At 57.7% G+C, this 17614-nt stretch carries 12 protein-coding genes; 3 read left to right on the top strand and 9 right to left on the bottom strand.

Annotation, left to right across the window (positions count from 1 at the left end; translation table 11 throughout):
* Positions 1-60: 60 nt before the first annotated feature.
* From DDA898_RS04565 to DDA898_RS04545, 5 genes are all read right to left on the bottom strand, one after another.
* Positions 61-1722, bottom strand: a complete 1662-nt coding sequence (locus DDA898_RS04565; protein ID WP_038910367.1) for an ABC transporter ATP-binding protein/permease — start codon at positions 1720-1722, stop codon at positions 61-63.
* The gene (locus DDA898_RS04560) at positions 1719-4493 is read right to left on the bottom strand and encodes a M16 family metallopeptidase (protein ID WP_038910366.1); all 2775 of its coding nucleotides are present in this window, start codon (positions 4491-4493) and stop codon (positions 1719-1721) included. The genes DDA898_RS04565 and DDA898_RS04560 overlap by 4 nt, the downstream gene beginning before the upstream one ends.
* 100 nt (positions 4494-4593) lie before the next feature.
* Positions 4594-7164, bottom strand: coding sequence for a TonB-dependent receptor plug domain-containing protein (locus DDA898_RS04555; RefSeq protein WP_038910365.1), 2571 nt, complete (start codon positions 7162-7164; stop codon positions 4594-4596).
* A 42-nt stretch (positions 7165-7206) separates the two neighbouring features.
* Entirely contained in the window at positions 7207-8076 is an 870-nt protein-coding gene (locus DDA898_RS04550; protein ID WP_038910364.1) for a TonB family protein, read from the bottom strand.
* 356 nt (positions 8077-8432) lie between these two features.
* Entirely contained in the window at positions 8433-8858 is a 426-nt protein-coding gene (locus DDA898_RS04545) for a GNAT family acetyltransferase (protein WP_012770957.1), read from the bottom strand.
* A 211-nt stretch (positions 8859-9069) separates the two neighbouring features.
* Between DDA898_RS04545 and hemF the strand changes: the two genes are divergently transcribed.
* Together hemF and DDA898_RS04535 are read left to right on the top strand one after the other, a co-directional pair.
* Positions 9070-10008, top strand: coding sequence for an oxygen-dependent coproporphyrinogen oxidase (gene hemF / locus DDA898_RS04540; RefSeq protein WP_038910363.1), 939 nt, complete (start codon positions 9070-9072; stop codon positions 10006-10008).
* Complete coding sequence (locus DDA898_RS04535) at positions 10005-10454, top strand: YaiI/YqxD family protein (RefSeq protein WP_038910361.1); 450 nt, start codon at positions 10005-10007, stop codon at positions 10452-10454. The genes hemF and DDA898_RS04535 overlap by 4 nt, the downstream gene beginning before the upstream one ends.
* 435 nt (positions 10455-10889) lie before the next feature.
* On the opposite strand, the gene maeB is transcribed toward DDA898_RS04535, so the two are convergent.
* On the bottom strand, positions 10890-13169 hold the full coding sequence (maeB, locus tag DDA898_RS04530) for an NADP-dependent oxaloacetate-decarboxylating malate dehydrogenase (protein ID WP_038910360.1): 2280 nt from the start codon (positions 13167-13169) through the stop codon (positions 10890-10892).
* Positions 13170-13542: 373 nt separating this feature from the next.
* Here maeB and tal point away from each other — a divergent pair, with 373 nt between their 5' ends.
* On the top strand, positions 13543-14493 hold the full coding sequence (tal, locus tag DDA898_RS04525) for a transaldolase (protein WP_013316591.1): 951 nt from the start codon (positions 13543-13545) through the stop codon (positions 14491-14493).
* 80 nt (positions 14494-14573) lie between these two features.
* Here the strand turns inward: tal and nudK are convergent, their stop codons facing one another.
* The 3 genes from nudK to grpE form a co-directional block, all read right to left on the bottom strand.
* Positions 14574-15158 carry a GDP-mannose pyrophosphatase NudK gene (gene nudK / locus DDA898_RS04520; RefSeq protein ID WP_013316590.1) on the bottom strand — a complete coding sequence of 195 codons (585 nt, stop codon included), beginning with the start codon at positions 15156-15158 and terminating at the stop codon, positions 14574-14576.
* A gap of 158 nt (positions 15159-15316) precedes the next feature.
* Complete coding sequence (locus tag DDA898_RS04515; protein ID WP_050570194.1) at positions 15317-16552, bottom strand: Nramp family divalent metal transporter; 1236 nt, start codon at positions 16550-16552, stop codon at positions 15317-15319.
* A 395-nt stretch (positions 16553-16947) separates the two neighbouring features.
* The gene (grpE, locus tag DDA898_RS04510; RefSeq protein ID WP_013316587.1) at positions 16948-17535 is read right to left on the bottom strand and encodes a nucleotide exchange factor GrpE; all 588 of its coding nucleotides are present in this window, start codon (positions 17533-17535) and stop codon (positions 16948-16950) included.
* Positions 17536-17614 lie beyond the last annotated feature (79 nt).

Raw genomic sequence — 17614 nt, 5'->3', positions numbered from 1 at the left:
CCAAGATTACCATTGTTCAGACGGGCCGGGGAAAACTTCACCCGGCCGAAGGGAAAGAAGTTAGCGGAAAGCGGCCAGATCGATGTGGTAATGGAACAGATCGGCCAGTTCCTGCTGGTGAGTGACCGCAATCACGGTGCAATCCGGCAATGCCTGTCGGATCACCCCCAGCAGATGTCGGGCCGCCTGCGGGTCGAGATGGCTGGTGGCCTCGTCCAGATACAGGTGATCCGGGCGATTGACCAGCGCCCGCGCCAGCGCCAGCCGCTGTCGCTCGCCGCCGGAGAACACCCGATCCCAGTTCATCTGCTGCTGTAATCGGTCGCCCCAGTCGCCCAGCCCAACCTGATCCAACACCTGACGCAACGCCGCTTCATCGTCCAGCCGCGCACGCGGATAGCAGATCACCTCCGCCAGCGCCCCCTGCCCTAAATAGCTTTGCTGCGGTAACAGCAGTGAATTGCCGCGCCCGGCCTGCCAGGCACCGTTGTAATAGGGCCACAGCCCGGCCAGCGTGCGCAACAGGGTCGATTTCCCCAGTCCGCTGTGGCCGGAAAGCCGGTTCCAACTGCCGGGCGCGCACTGGAATGTTACGTTGCGCAGCAGCGGTTGCCCCTGCGGCGTGGAGAAACTGAGCCGCTCTACCTGCAGGTGTTCGCCTTGTACGATAGGTATCGTCGTGTTCTGATGCGCCGCGATTTCCCGCCGGAATTGATCCAGACGCGTCATGCTGGCGGAGAGTTCCACCAGCGAGTAATACACCCGGATAAACCAGCTCAGCGCGCTGTGTACCTGCCCGAACGCGCTGCGAATCTGCATCAGCCCGCCAAGCGTGACGGTCTTGCTGAGAAACGCCGGCAAGGTGGCGAATACCGGCACAATCAGGCTGACGCGGGTATAGCCGACGGTAAACAGGCCCAGATTGCGCTCGGCGTTCATCAGTGAGCGCCAGTTGCTGACGATCGACGCAAAATAGCCGCCCAGTTGACGTTTTTCCTGTCGTTCACCGCCGTACAGCGCAATCTGCTCCGCGCTGTCGTGTTTGCGCAGCAGCGAGGCGCGGAAATCCGCTTCCGCCTGCTGCTTATGATAGTTGATGCCGTGCAATCGCTTGCCGATCCACTGGGTAATCAGGCTGCCTAACAGGGTATAGAGCACCGCGACCCAAACCAGATAGCCGCTGACGGTCACGCTGTGCCCCCACAGCGTGAACTGCTGTACGCCGGAAAGATCCCACAGGATCAACAGGAACGATAACAGTTGGGCGAAGGTGATGATAAACGACACCGACAGCCGCACCGTCTGGGTAACGAACAGGTCGACATCCTGCGCGATGCGCTGGTCCGGGTTATCCACCCGGCCGCTCAGCGACAGGCGGTAGAAAGCGCGTTTCGCCAACCAGCTGTCGATAAACGCCGCCGTCATCTGTTCGCGCCAGCGAATAATCAGCAGTTTGGTCAGCCACTCCTGATACACGAAGACGCCGATATAAATCAGGATATAGAGGCAATATTCTTTGATCAGGCGGTAAAGCAGGCCACTGTCGAATGCCCCCAGCGCATCATAAAAGGTTTTGCTCCAGTCATTGATACGGACGTTGAGATACACAATGCTGCCGCCCATCGCCACGATAGCGGCCAGCAACAACCAGCTTTGCCAGTAGCGCCGGTTAAACCAGAACGGACGGCATAACAGGGCAAAAGCCCGCAGAAACGGCTTCACGATTTTTTCTCCCGTGGCAGCGTGATATACAGCACCTGATTTTGCGGATGCCACAGCCGGGACGCCGCTTCGCGTACCGCCTCGATGGTAATGGCCGGCGCCAGGCTATCCAGTTGGGTCAGATAGCGGGGATCGTGGTAGTTGCGATAACTCAGCATCAGCCGCGACATCAGGGTGCTGTTGTCCTGCTGGCGGGCGCGCTCGCTACGGATAAACTGCTGGCGCTCCTGCTCCACATCCTGCGGCGTGATGCGCGTCGCCAGCGTTTCCAGTACCTGCTGCGCGTTGCGTCTTAACTCTTGCGCCCGCTGCGGCGAGGTGGTGAAACGCAGCAACGTCTCAACACGCTGACTGTTGTCATTCAGACGGCTTTCCATCTTCAGGTTATAAATCCCCTGCGCGTCATCCCGCAGGCTGGCCTTGAGATAACGGGCCGCCAGCCGGGAGGCGATATTCACCTGCACCGCCTGCTGCGGCGTCCACGGCTGCGGCGAGAAACTCCACAGGTAGATGTCCGCTTTCGGCTCCAGATTGATGGCGGAGACACGCTCGCGTTTCCCCGGCAACGTCAGGTTCTGCGGGCTTTCAGCTCCGGCCTGACGCGGCAATGAAGCCAGATAGCGTTCCACCAGCGGGCGCAACCGCTCCGCCGGCAGATCGGCCAGCAGGTAGTAAGTCACCGGCGCCGCCACCGTCTGCCGCCACTGCTGTGCCAGTTGTTCGGTAGTCACGGTGTCCAGCTGTGCCGACGTCGGGAAAGGCGTGGTCGTTTTGCCAAACTGCAGCATGGCGATCTCCTGCTCCCGCCGGAAGCCGACGCTCTGTTCACGGGTGACCTGCTGGCGTTTCAGCACCGACAGGCTGTCCCGCATATCGCTTTCATCAATAGCGGCCGACCGGTTCATCGCATGATAGAGATGCAGCAGCGCGTCCAGCTTGTCCGGGCTGACGCTGCCGCTCCAGCGCAGCGCATCCGGTTGGTAATCCAGGCTGAGCGATAGCCGCTGCTCTTTTTTCCAGTCAGTCAGATCGCGGCCTTTCCAGCCAGCAGGCCCGCTTTGACTGATCAACTGACCAGCCAGTTGGGACAACCACGGCTCGCGTCCCGGCGTCATAAAGCCGGCGGGGGACTGTACGGTCAACGATACCGCTTTGCCTGCCTGAGCACTGCGCAGCCACACCAGCCGATCGCCGTTGCCCAGTTGCCACTCTTCCACCTTCTGCTCCGGGAACGAGCGCACGCTGGTGACCGCGCCATGACCGTCGACTGCCGGTAGCGTGGGCGCGACCCGCACAACAGATTGTTGCAACGGCGACAGCTCGCCGCGAGCCGCCTGCTGACGCAGTTGCTCAACGTCGGCCGCTGACGGCAAGGTAAAAGCCAGGTTGCCGGGGACGCTGAACTGCACCAGTTGATCGGGCGAGGACAGCCAGCGTTGCAGGCAGGCGTTGATGTCGGCGGCGGTGATGCTGTTCAGCGCCGCCAGAGCCTGTTGCCCCAGCTGTTGTTTGCCGGTATAAGGGCGCTCTTGCTGCCAGGACACCACCAGTTGCTGCACCCAGTCGGAGAACTCGCGCTGTTCCGGCGTCGCCGCCATGTTCTGCGCCGACTGACGAATCTCGTCTTTGACGGCCGCGATGTCCGACTCGTAGAGCGGGTAGCGCTGCAACCGGGCAATCTCCTGCAGCAGCACGTTCAACCCTTGCTGGTGACCGTCCGGCAACACCGAGGCGAACAGCCCCAGCGCCACGGTGGTGCGCCCGATGTCGGACTTGCGTACCACCAGGCTGCTGACCGCCGCTGCCGATGAAATCGGCTGGCGCTGCACCTGCCGGCTCAGGGTGTCCAGCGCGATCTGGTTGATCAAACGATGACGCAGCCCCTGCTCGCCGGTCGCTCTGGCCGCAGCATCGTCAAAACGGAACACCAACGACACCTGGCTGACGCTGCTCTGGCTGTCCTGCAAGCGAACCACATGCAGTTGCGGACGCAACGCCGGTTCATACTGATCACGCTGCGGTATTTTGCCGTCCGGCAGCGTCCCCATCGCCTGCGTAATCGCCTGTTTTACCTGTTCAGGCTCCAGGTCGCCGATTACGAGCAGGCGCATATTCCGGGGGTGATACCAGCGGGCATAAAAATTGCGCAGCACCGTCGCCGGCGTGGTCTGGATCGCGTGTTCAGAACCGATAACCGGACGGTCGGGATAGCGCGAACCATGCCGGATAGCGGCCACCCGCTGTTGGTTCATGCGTTCCGCCACACCAAGCTTGCCGCGCCACTCTTCCAGAATCACCTGCCGCTCGCGCTGCCAGTCCTCCGGTTCGAAGCGTGCCTGCCCGGCGATCTGCGCCAGCACATTCAACGCCAGCCCCAGAGATGGCTTGCCGGCAGGCGGGCTCAGCATGTACACCGTGCGCTCGTAATTAGTCATGGCATTGTAGTGCTGAGCGCGAACCCAACCCTGCTGGCCCAGCGTTTGCGCCAGACCGGCCGGGTAATCCCGCGTAGCGCGGAACACCATGTGTTCGACCATATGCGCCACGCCGGACTCGCCGTCTTGCTCATCCAGCGAACCGGACTCAACGCTGAGCCGGATATCCAGCCGTTGCTGCTGCCCGGCCAGCGGCACAATGGTGTAACGCAGGCCATTGTCCAGTTGCCCCTCAGTAATCACCGGCAGCGGGCTGGTGACGGTTTGCGCTGAGGCCAGCGTACTGAACAGGCAAAAACCAATTATGCCTGGCCAGCGGGAAGTCATTTTTCTCATTAATCGCTCAATCATAGGTATGTAAAACCGACGAGATATCTCATTAAGTTACTGTTTTATCGCCGGGGGCGGGACGTACCCGCGCCCCGGCGTCAGGCCATTACCAGTTGTAAGCCACACCCAGCCAGAACTGACGACCCAGCTTGTAGGTCACCGTATCGCCGGTGGATTCCTGTGAGGTGGCGATCACGTTGTCGAATACGTTGATCACGTCCAGCGTCAGGTCCAGCGACTGGTTTTTATAGGTGGGCAAGGAGTAGTTGAATCGCCAGTCGTAGGAGACGTAATCCTGATACTGGCGCTCGGTGTACAGCGTGGCGCTACCGGTGTAATCGCCGCAGGCGCTGACGCTGCTGGCGCTGCCGGAGCAGGTCACGCTGGAGGTACGGTAGCCTTTGTAACCGGAGGTATAGGCCAGGTTATGATCCCAGTTAAGGCGAATGGCCGGGAAATAGGTGTTGATGTTCAGCGCCACCGACCAGGGGGTGTTGTAGTCCAGCGCATCCATGTCACGACGATCGGTCAGGCGGCCTTTGAAAATCACTTTGCGGTCGTCCAGGTTGCCCTGGTCGTAGTAAATCTGCGAGCTGGTCTTGTTATCCGCCATGCTGGCGCTAAGTCCCCAGCGAATATCGGCGTATTTCAGCTTATACGGACTGATAGGCTCTACCGTCAGCGAAACCGTATTGCCTTCGGTACGAGCGTCATTGGTCAGGTAGTAATAGCGTTGGCCGCTGTCATCGGTTCTATTGCTGCGGCCAAACTGGTCGCGCCCCTGACGATTAACCCATTTCAGCGTCCAGACGGTGTCGTACACCCGTTGCGACAGCCCCAGCGACAACTCGTCGCTGTACGGCGTTTTCAGGTCGGAAATATCGTAGTCATTAGTGCCATAGCTGGTATTGCCGCTGGTCCAGGCGCTGCTGGCGCTGGTACGACTCTGCACTACCGACTCGTTGATTCCGGCGCGCAGTTTATACGCCAGCATGTTCTGGGCGTAGTAACGGTTGGCGCCGCCGAAAATGCGGGTAGCGCGATCGCCGAACACATCGTAAGACGCCGCCAGACGCGGGGCGATATTCAGGTTTTTCAGATAGTCGTCATACTGCAGACGCACGCCCGGCGTCACTTCCAGATTCTTGTAACTGACGCTGTCCTGCAAATACACGGCATAGTTGACGTAATTGCCTTCCACCTGACGCGCCGGGAACAGATTGCGGTTGCGGTAGTACTGCTCGCCATTGATACAGAAGGCGTCGCCGGCCTGGCACACCACGTTGGTGCTGATGGTGGGTGTATTACGATTGGTATACACATCGCTAAAACGGCGATATTGCGCGCGGTAAGAATCCACCTGCCAGCCCATATCCATCTGATGGCTGGTGCCCCACAACGCGAGCGGATTTAACTCGTAATCCTGTTTGAACGTGAAGGTCTGTTTTTCCGTGGCATATTTGCCATAACCGCCGATCCCTGATAACTGCGCGTTATTTCCCGCAACCCCCGTTCCCCAGTCCACCACTCTGGACACAAATCGGGACGACAGGTTATAGCGATACCAGGTCTGATAGGTATCGGCCTCATGTTCAATGCGGTTTTCCTCAAACTGATACCCCGCCAGACTGCTCACTTTCCCCCAGTCCGCATGGTGTTCCCATTCAATATTGCCGCGATAGCCGCCGCCGGTATTGGTATAACCGCCGTTTTTGATGTCTTTTTTGTAATAGCCGGACTCATGCGGCGCGTACATGCCGGTCAGGCGGAAAATATCGCCGTTATCCGCCAGATAGGTGCCTTTAAGCAAATAGGTTTCCGCCTCACGCGTCTGCGTGACCCATTCGTCCATGACGCTGTTGTAAAACGGGATCGACGATTGCTGGCGGTTATAGGCAAAAATAAATCCGGCCTTGTCGCTTAATGGCTGATTAAAGGTGGCGGAATAAAAATTCTTGCGGAATTTCGGCTGATAATAGAGCTGACTGGCTGAATAAAAATCGCCCTCAATATCGTCGTCAATATGATAACGGGCCCAGCTGTCGCGAGTAGTACGATAAGAAACCTTGCCGGAAGCGCGGTCTAGTTTCGGGTCTTTTAATTTGGCATCGACCACGCCGCCGGTAAAGTCGCCGTATTTCGCGGAGATATTGCTGTCGAATACCTGTAATTGCTCGATCAACTCCGAATTAACCCAGAATGATTGCGCACCGCCGGCGGGCAGGTCGGTTGGCGAATATCCATCCGGTGTATTGCTCAGCTCGCCATTATTAGCGCCGGGGTTGATGACATTATTATTGGATAACCCGTCGATCATGTAGTTATTTTGGTAAAACTTCTCGCCATGAAACGACACGTTTTCCGGCGCCAGTTCACCGGGCGTCTGGCTGCTGTCAAGGCTATTGGAAAATCGCACGTTTGGGTTGGAGCGCAATAATTCAGTGACGCTGCCGTTACGAGTCGGCCGACGCTGAATCTGCTCGCTGTTGATAATCTGCGTACCCATGCTCTGACTGGTGGGAGTGGAGCGCACCAGAATAGTATCTTCATCGGCATTTTTCTTTTCTGCCGCCACCGGTTTATCGGTAGCGGTATTTTCTGTTTGAGCCGTCTGTTCGGCAGCCGTGGCCGTTGATGATACGCCGAGTATCATCATCAAATAGAGATGCTTATTCATGTCGTTATTCCTGTACCCCTGATGATATTGAAAACAAAAAAATCAATTCTGAATTTCGATATGGCCATTCAGCCGAAAAATGACGGATACCGTCTGGTCGGCAACCGCTGAACCGGCCTGATAACGCCAGCGCGCCATGTCTTTGATAACGTCGCTGCTAAACATCCCGTCAGGGTTCTCCGACAGCACCCGAATGTTGGTGACCGTGCCGCTGGCCGTGACGTCAAACCGCAGCCTCACCAGCCCTTCCACGCCCATCGAACGCGCCCGCACGGGGTAATTCACCCGGCGTTGCAGCGCTTTCAACGCGCCGGTTTGGCTGGTGCCTGCGCCCTGACTGGCCTGCCCCAGCGTACTTTCCCCCGCCGGTGCGGCCTGCCCGCCTGCCGAGGCGCTGGCGTTAGCTGACGCCATGGTGTGATTTCCCGGCTCAGCCGGGCTTGTTGCGCCCGCCACAGGCGCCGGCGCATCACGGGTTTCACTGCGTGGTTCAGCGGGGGTTGTCCTGACGTCCGCCTTTTCTTTCGCCCGCACCGGTGCAGGGTCTTTTGGCGGGTGCGGTATTTCGCGGGTCTTCTCCGTTGGTTTTTGCGGACGCGTTGTCGCGGTGGAATTAGAAGACGCGACCGTCACCACGGCGCGATCGTTAACCGGCATCACCGTCGGTGCTACCGCAACAGGCGTTGCGCGGGAAGTTGTAACCGGTTCGTCGGCGGGCGATGTTGCGATGGTGGCGGAAAGCAACCGCACGGCGTGGGCGGAGAACGACGTAACATGCATGCCGGTCATGCTTTCTCCGGCGCGCCCGGCCTGCAGCACCGGTCGATCGTGAGACGCATACCCCCACAACAAGGCCCAGACCAGCGACAGATGTACCCCAACGGACAACAGAAGAGAATGCGTAGATTTCAACGTAATACCATGTTTTATTTATAGAAATAAGTATCAAATCATGGACAGAACAACGGCGGCGCCCCCTGATTTCCCATCCCAAAAGCAAGCAGAAACGTCCTTTTATAATAATGAGAATTATTTTACAAATGATACCCATTATCAATTGATTTTTACATTACGCCAGCACAAACCTAACCTTTAGGACAGGTAGAAAACCGCTAGCGGGAACATTGCGCGGATGCGCGAACAGAAACAGAAAAAGAAAGGAAAAATGCAGCCGACGGGCTAAGGATAGCGCTCGGCGTCAGACGGAGATAAGGCGGCATCTCCCCGTCAACAACCGACGGATTGCAAACACGGTCAGAGGGGAACGGTCAATACTCCTGGTCTTCAATCAGGCGCTTGCCCAGCGTGATACTGTCGACCATATCGTAATTCATCTTTTCATACATGCTGATGACGGCCGTGTTGCTTTGACGCACCATCAGGTGGATCTTCGGGCAACCACGCGCGATCAGTTTTTTCTCCAGACGGCTAATCAGCGCGTTGGCGATGCCGCGGCCACGGTAATCGGGATGCACCCCCAGATAGTAGGCCGAGCCACGGTGGCCGTCATAGCCCCCCATCACCGAGCCGACCACCTCACCGCCCACTTCCGCCACCAGAAACAGGTCGGGATCATGGTTGAGCTTGCGCTCAATATCCATTTCCGGATCATTCCAGGGGCGCAGCAAATCGCAACGTTCCCAGAGGGTGATCACTTCTTCAAAGTCATCTTGCCTGAATATGCGGATTTCCATCGCTGCTCGCCATCTAGAGTCAATAGGTGATACCCGATTATCCCGTGATTCACCGCAGACGCAATATCTCCGTCATACACTTTTCAGCAATGACGCCGATTCTCGCCGGCGGCATGACCGGTGATAGGCGAGCTGCCGAATTTCGATATACTAAGACTAGTAAACCAGGGAATAAGCCCAACCGCCTTTCAACCTCATCATAAGGGACATTATGAGCTCACCTGACATCAACGCGATCAAGCATTTTCTGCTCACGTTACAGGACGACCTGTGCCGGCAGTTGGAACTGACCGATGGCTCCGCCACGTTTATCGAAGACGCCTGGCAGCATGCTTCCGGCGGCGGCGGACGCAGCCGCGTGCTGCGTCAGGGACGGGTATTTGAGCAGGCTGGAGTGAATTTCTCTCACGTTTCCGGCGCTTCGCTGCCGCCGTCGGCCAGCACCCACCGCCCGGAACTGGCCGGACGCAGTTTTCAGGCGATGGGCGTTTCGCTGGTGATGCACCCGCTGAACCCATATGTACCGACCAGCCACGCCAACATCCGCTTCTTCATCGCCGAAAAACCGGGCGAACCGGCGGTATGGTGGTTCGGCGGCGGTTTCGATCTCACCCCGTACTACGGTTTTGAGGAAGACGCCATCCACTGGCATCAGACCGCGTTCGATTTGTGTAAACCGTTCGGCGACGACGTCTACCCGCGTTACAAGCAATGGTGCGACGACTACTTCTTCCTCAAACACCGCAACGAAGCGCGCGGTGTCGGCGGCCTGTTCTTCGACGACCTCAACGCACCGGACTTCGACACCAGCTTTGCCTTCATGCGCGCGGTGGGCGAAGGTTTCCGGCACGCTTATTTGCCGATCGTCAATCGCCGCAAAGACATTCCGTGGGGCGAGCGGGAGCGCCAGTTCCAGCTTTATCGTCGCGGGCGCTATGTGGAATTCAACCTGGTGTGGGACCGGGGCACGCTGTTCGGCCTGCAAAGCGGCGGGCGCACCGAGTCGATCCTGATGTCGCTGCCGCCGCTGGTGCGCTGGGAATACCAGTACCAACCAGAGCCGGACAGCCCGGAAGCGGCGCTGTACCGCGACTTCCTGCCCGCCCGTGACTGGCTGGGCCTGAATACGCCGTCGGGAGCACACAAATGACCGCCATCTGGGTAGACGCCGACGCCTGTCCCAATGTGATTAAAGACGTACTCTACCGCGCCGCCGATCGCACCGCGACCCGCCTGACGCTGGTCGCCAACCAGTCGATCAAAACGCCGCCTTCGCCGCACATCCACAGTTTGCGCGTCGCCGCCGGATTCGATGTAGCGGATAACGAAATCGTGCGCCGCGTTCAGCCGGGCGATCTGGTGATCACCGCGGATATCCCGCTGGCGGCCGAGGTGCTGGAAAAACACGCGATCGCGCTCAACCCACGCGGCGAACGCTACACGCCGGATACCATCCGCGAGCGGCTGACGATGCGGGATTTCATGGATACACTGCGCGCCAGCGGAGTACAAACCGGCGGCCCGGCTACGCTAAGCCAGCGCGAACGCCAGCAGTTCGCCAACGAGCTGGAGAAGTGGCTGCGCCAGCAGGCGTAAAAAAAAAAACCGGCAGGTTACCCTGCCGGTGAGACTGTTGACAAACAGCCATGTTGTCTTACGAACGGTGAATTTTGTCTGGTAAGTGAATAGTTTCGTGCGGGATAAACGGTGTCGTTTCTCTGCCATTCCATCGCACGCACGACAAGGAGAGGTTCAAAGGCCACCTCTCCTTGACCTCTGGCTGGTGGCTAAACTGTGCCGCTGACGCGGTCCCTTCGGCGTTCGCCTTCGCTGTTCGGGCCGCCCGCGACGCGTTCCAGACGCGGCACGGGCTTTCGCGGCATCCATGCCGCTCACCCGGCGAAGTCGCTCACCTCAGCACAGTTTTAACGCCGGGAAAACCCTTCATTTTGCACTTATAGGGTTTGTCAGCAATCTAAACCGGCAGGTTACCCTGCCGGTTTGGTCTTTTCGCTACGACAACGCGCCGAATTATAGCAATTCGGTCTGCGCTTCCACCACCGCCAGCGCGACCATGTTGACGATACGGCGCACGGAGGCGATCGGCGTCAGGATGTGCACCGGTTTGGCAACGCCCATCAGTACCGGCCCGACGGTCACGCCTTCAGAAGAAGAGACGCGCAGCAGGTTGTAACTGATGCGGGCGGCTTCCATGTTCGGCATGATCAGGATGTTGGCGGCGCCTTTCAGCGGGCTGTTCGGCATCTGCTCACGACGGATGGCTTCCACCAGCGCGGCGTCGCCGTGCATTTCGCCGTCGATCTGCAGTTCCGGCGCCAGTTGGTTCACCAGTGCCAGCGTGGCGCGCATTTTCTTCGCCGTCGGCGAATCAGAGGTGCCGAAGCTGGAATGCGACAGCAGCGCCACCTTCGGTTCGATCCCGAAACGGCGCACGGTGCGGGCCGCCATCAGGGTGATTTCCGCCAGCTGTTCCGGCGTCGGGTCCGGATTGACGTAGGTATCGGCGATAAAGGTGTTGCCGCTCGGCAGCAGCAGCGCGTTCATCGCCCCCGCCACATGCACGCCGTCACGGTAGCCGAACACCTTCTCCACCACGCCGAAGTGCTCTTCATAGTTACCGACCGTACCGCAGATCATCGCATCCGCTTCGCCGCGATGAACCATTATGGAACCGATCAGCGTCGGGTTGCCGCGCATGTCGCGCTGCGCCTGCTCCTGAGACACGCCGCGGCGTTTCATCATCTCGAAATATTCGGTCCAGTAGGCTTTGAAACGCGGGTCGGATTCGTTGTTCACCACCTCGAAATCCTTGCCGATGGCGATCTGCAAGCCCAGCTTCTGGATGCGTTTTTCGATCACGCCCGGACGGCCGATCAGCACCGGAAACGCCAGCCCCAGCGACACCAGCTCCTGCGTGGCATGCAGCACGCGCGGGTCTTCCCCTTCCGCCAGCACCACGCGTTTCGGCTGGGTGCGGGCCTGAGCGAAGATGGGCTTCATGAACAGGTTGGTTTTATAGACGAACTGCGTCAGTTTCTCGATGTAATCGTCGAAGTTTTCAATCGGACGGGTCGCCACGCCGGACTCCATCGCCGCTTTCGCCACCGCCGGCGCGATCTTGATGATCAAGCGCGGATCGAACGGTTTGGGAATCAGGTATTCCGGCCCGAAGGAGAGATCCTGATCGCCGTAGGCGGACGCCACCACTTCGCTCTGCTCCGCCAGCGCCAGATCGGCAATGGCGTGCACGCAGGCCAGCTTCATCTCTTCATTGATGGTGGTCGCGCCCACATCCAGCGCGCCGCGGAAGATGAACGGGAAACACAGTACGTTGTTGACCTGGTTCGGATAGTCGGAACGACCGGTGCACACGATGGCGTCCGGGCGCACTTCTTTCACCAGCGGCGGCAGAATTTCCGGCTCCGGGTTAGCCAGCGCCATGATCAGCGGACGCGGCGCCATGGTTTTCACCATATCCTGCGTCAACACGCCCGGACCGGAACAGCCGAGGAAAATATCTGCGTTCGGGATGGCATCGGCCAGCGAACGACTGCCGTTATCATCGATAGCGTAAGCCGCTTTGGTTTCCGCCATGTTGGCTTCACGGCCTTTGTAGATCACGCCGCGAGAGTCGCACACCACAATGTTTTCATGTTTCAGACCCAGCGCCACCAGCAGGTTCAGGCAGGCGATGGATGCCGCGCCCGCGCCGGACACCACCAGCCGGACGTCGGAAATCTGTTTTTCCACCACGCGCAGGCCGTTAAGCACCGCCGCGGTACAGATGATAGCTGTGCCGTGCTGATCGTCGTGGAATACCGGAATCTTCATGCGCTCACGCAGCTTCTGCTCGATGTAGAAGCACTCGGGCGCCTTGATATCTTCCAGGTTGATGCCGCCGAAAGTGGGCTCCAGCGCCGCGATCACGTCGATCAGCTTGTCCGGATCCTGCTCGTCCACTTCGATATCGAACACATCGACGCCGGAGAACTTCTTGAACAGCACCCCTTTGCCTTCCATCACCGGCTTGCCGGCCAGCGCGCCGATGTTGCCCAGCCCCAGCACCGCGGTACCGTTGGAGATCACCGCCACCAGATTGCCGCGCGCGGTATATTTGTAAGCCGCCAGCGGGTCTTCAGCTATTTCCAGACAAGGCGCAGCAACGCCCGGGGAATAGGCCAGCGCCAGGTCGCGCTGCGTGGCCAGCGGTTTGGTCGGGGAGACCTGGATTTTTCCCGGCACCGGATATTGATGGAAGTCCAGTGCGCTTTGCTTCAGTTGTTCATCCATAGTTTATTACCTTGTCTTATCGCTTTGTGGGTAGGGTGGCGAGTCGCTCAGTGTACCGTGTCTGTGATTTTCGAAACCATGAAGCATTACAAAATCCGCAACGGAATACCGCTTAATATAGTTAATTAATGAGATTGAAAATCACTCACCATAACGACTGTTTTCCTGGCCAAACATCACCAAATATCGATGATATCGCTCCCTGTGCTCTCCCCTGTCACCAGCCGAGCCCAACACAAATTGACTATGCTTAGCCTGTGTTACGGCATCGGAGATCACCCTGCTGATAACTGCAATCAGAAAAAACGCATGTCATTGCGCCACAGAATCCTGCAGGGTGGTTCCGCCAATTTTCTCTTCTGGGAGCCAAACCATGAACCAACTAGACGCATTGAAACAATTCACCGTGGTAGTGGCAGACAGCGGCGATATCGAATCTATTCGCCACTTTTCACCGCAGGACGCCACCACCAACCCATCCCTGATTCTAAAAGCCGCCAGCCTGCCGGTTTATCAGCCGCTGTTTGCCGATGCGCTGGCTTACGCCCACCAGCAGGGCGGGTCCAGAGAAACCCTGCTCATTAACGCCGGCGACCGTCTGGCGGTCAATATCGGCGCCGAAGTGCTGAAAAGTATTCCCGGACGGATTTCCACCGAAGTGGACGCCCGTTTGTCGTTCGATCGCGGAATGTGTGTGGCTAAAGCGCGCAAACTGGTGACGATGTACGAGGAAAAGGACGTACATCGCTCGCGAATTCTGATCAAGCTGGCGGCTACCTGGGAAGGGATCCGCGCCGCCGAAGAACTGGAAAAGGAAGGGATTAACTGCAACCTGACGCTGCTGTTTTCGTTTGCACAGGCCCGCGCCTGCGCCGAAGCCGGCGTCTATCTGATTTCGCCGTTTGTCGGCCGCATCTACGACTGGTATCAGGCCAGACAACCCTCCGCCGACTACGATGCCGAACAGGATCCGGGCGTGCTGTCGGTGCGGCGTATTTACGAGTACTACAAACAGCATCGCTATCGCACCATCGTGATGGGCGCCAGCTTCCGCAAGGTGGAACAGATTCTGGCGCTGGCCGGGTGCGATCGCCTGACTATTGCCCCGCCGTTACTGGAACAGTTGAAAAACAGCACCACGCCAGTGGAACGCATTCTCAGCCCGTCAACCGAAGGCTTCCATCAGCCGGCGCCGCTGTCGGAAACCGAATTCCGCTGGCAGCATAATCAGGATCCGATGGCGGTGGAGAAACTGTCCGAAGGCATCCGTCTGTTTGCCGCCGACCAGCAAAAACTGGAAGATCTGCTGGCCGCCCGGTTGTAAACACGGTTCCGCCACAAACAACAAGGGGCCAGCCGGCCCCTTGTTGTCTATCGTATTGATATTATAGTTTTTATATGTCGTTAGCGCACGTTGGCGAACCAGCCGTTAATTTGCGCATGCTGCAGCAGCATGATGGTTTTACCATCACGGATACGCCCGTCCTTGATCATCGCCAGCGCATTGTTAAACGGCAGTTCCAGCACTTCGATATCTTCATCGTCCACGCCGCCGCCGTTGGTTTTACGCTGTGAATCGTCATATTCCGCGGCAAAAAAGTGCACCAGCTCGGTGATACCGCCCGGCGACATGTAGGCTTCAAACAACTTCTCCACTTCGCCTATCTGGTAGCCGGTTTCTTCGATCGCCTCATTACGAATGCACTGTTCCGGCGACTGATCATCCAGCAAACCGGCGCACGCTTCCAGCAGCATCCCGCTTTCATTGCCATTCAGGTACGTCGGCATCCTGAACTGTCTTGTCAGTACAACGGTTCCCCGGACACGGTTGTAAAGCAGGATCGCGGCGCCGTTGCCACGGTCATACACTTCCCGCATCTGGCGCACGATGCCGCCATTCTTACGTTTCAAATCGAACACATATTTATGCAGCACGAACCAGTGATCGGATAACAATTGCTTATCAAGGATAGTAATGGGCGACGACATCATTGAATCTCTGTATCAAAAAAATCAGTCCCAGATAATAGGACGGAGCTTACCGGAATGCACGTGATCGTAAGACGAAACCAGAAAAGTCGGAACCGGAAAAGACAAACGCCCCCGACCATCACCGGCGGAGGCGTCGTAAACCACAAGCGAGCGAATTAACCCAGCAGCGTATCCAGCACCAGATACAGATTGAGCGCGATCACCATACAGACGATCACTTTACCAATATTCTGTACCCGGCGGCTGTTCACCAGGCACCCCATCAGTTCGCGGTTGCCGGTAAAAACCAGCAGCGGAATCAACGCCAGCGCAATACCGAAACTCAACAGCACCTGGCTTAACACCAACACCCGGGTGGGATTCATCCCGGACAGAATGACGATAAAAGACGGCAGCATGGTCACGACGCGGCGAACCCACAGCGGAATATGGAAGCGCACAAACCCTTGCATCACCACCTGGCCGGCCAGCGTCCCCACCACTGTGGAAGACAGCCCCGCCACCACCAGACTCAAACCGAAAATCGTCGCCGCCGCCTGACCCAGCAAGGGCTTCAGCGTCAGATACGCCTGATCCAGCTCGGCAATCGACGTGTTGCCGCTGAAGTGAAACGCCGCCGCCGCCGTCGCCATCATCGCCAGATTCACAAACCCGGCGATAGTCATCGCCACCGCGACATCCACCTTAGTGGCGGAATAGCGCTCGGCACGGGTGATGTTGCTTTGTTGCTGCGTCAGCGACGAATGCAGGTAAATCACGTGCGGCATAATAGTCGCACCCAGCACGCCGGCGGCCAGCAGCACCGCGTCGGAATTGGGCAGGCTCGGCACCACCATGCCTTTCGCCAGCGATGCCAGCTCCGGGCGAGAGAAAATCAGCTCGACGATATAGGCCGCCGCCACGAACAGCAACAACCCGCCGATCACCATCTCCAGCGGTTTTTGCCCGCGTTGTTGCAACGTCAGAATCAGAAAAGTGGCAATCCCGGTGAGAATCGCGCCTTCCAGCAACGACACGCCAAGCAATAACTTAAAGCCGATCGCCGCGCCGATGAACTCCGCCAGGTCGGTCGCCATAGCGATGATTTCGGCTTGCACCCAGTAGGCCCAGACCGCGGGTCTCGGAAAGCGATCGCGAATATGCTCCGCCAGATTCTTGCCGGTGGCGATCCCCAGTTTGGCGGAGAGTAATTGAATCAACATCGCCATCAGGTTGGCCCACACCACCACCCACAGCAACTGATATCCGTAGGCGGCGCCCGACTGAATATTGGTGGCGAAATTACCGGGATCGATATACCCGATCGCCGCGATAAAGGCCGGCCCCATCAGTGAAAGCTTGAGCTTCCTTGACGTACGGCTGACTGACTCCACTACACGACTCCCCGGCATATGAGTAACCCTTCTAACACTATTGTTTTATTACTCTCGCAAAGTTGATAATGATTATCAAGTGCATTTAGAATGGAAACGATGATTGCTCTGATAGGCTATGATAATGATGCATTCACCCGACAAACGACACACGTTTTAATACATAAAGATTAACAAAATACAAACAAAAAAACGACCGGCACGGCATTACGCGGATAAATAACGACCATGTGATGACGTCAGGAAAAAACGCATAAGTAACAGGAAAATGTTTTCGTGAAATCACCGGGAGAGAGCGGCGAGGGAAATACCAGGGGAAATAAAGGAAGAGAAAGACCGACCAGAGCCGATTCACTCAACACGCATCCGGGAAGAAGCCTGCTGGCCGCTTCCCGGAGAAAGCCGGAAAACGATTATTCCTTAGCTTTGGACACCGCAACCATCGCCGGGCGCAACAAACGACCATTCAGGGTATAACCCTTCTGCATCACCATCATGACATGGTTCGGCGCGTGATCGGCGGATTCAAGCAGGGTCATGGCCTGATGAATTTCCGGATTAAACGGCACGTTCACATCCGCCACTACCTCAATACCGAACTTGTTCACGGCGGAAAGCATCGCTTTCAGCGTCAGCTCGACCCCTTCAATCATGCCCGACAGTGCTTCATTGGATTTGTCCGCCATCTCCAGCGCACGCTCCAGATTGTCGATCACCGGCAACATTTCGCCCGCAAACTTCTCCAGGGCAAATTTATGTGCTTTTTCCACATCCAGCTCGGCACGGCGGCGAATGTTCTCCATTTCGGCGCGGGCGCGCAGCGCGCTTTCACGTTCACGCTGCTGAGCATCGTTCAGCTGAGCTTCCAATTCTGCGATACGCTCATCACGCGGGTCAGCGACATCTGTCGTCTCAGGCACGGCATCCGTTTGCTGACCTTCCGCTGCTCCCTTTTGATCCAAGACTTGCTCGTCAGGCGACTTCTGTTCTTTACTACTCATGAAATTCTCCGCGTTTTTCGCATTCATCTCGCTAGTTCGCTTATTATGGGGATCAAAACCGGGGTTTCAAGGGAACCAC

It is taken from the genome of Dickeya dadantii NCPPB 898 (assembly GCF_000406145.1).
In the GTDB taxonomy this organism is placed as follows: Bacteria; Pseudomonadota; Gammaproteobacteria; order Enterobacterales; family Enterobacteriaceae; genus Dickeya; species Dickeya dadantii.
The sequence above is the reverse complement of the archived record's forward strand: the minus strand, read 5'-3'. Positions and strand labels throughout refer to the sequence as shown.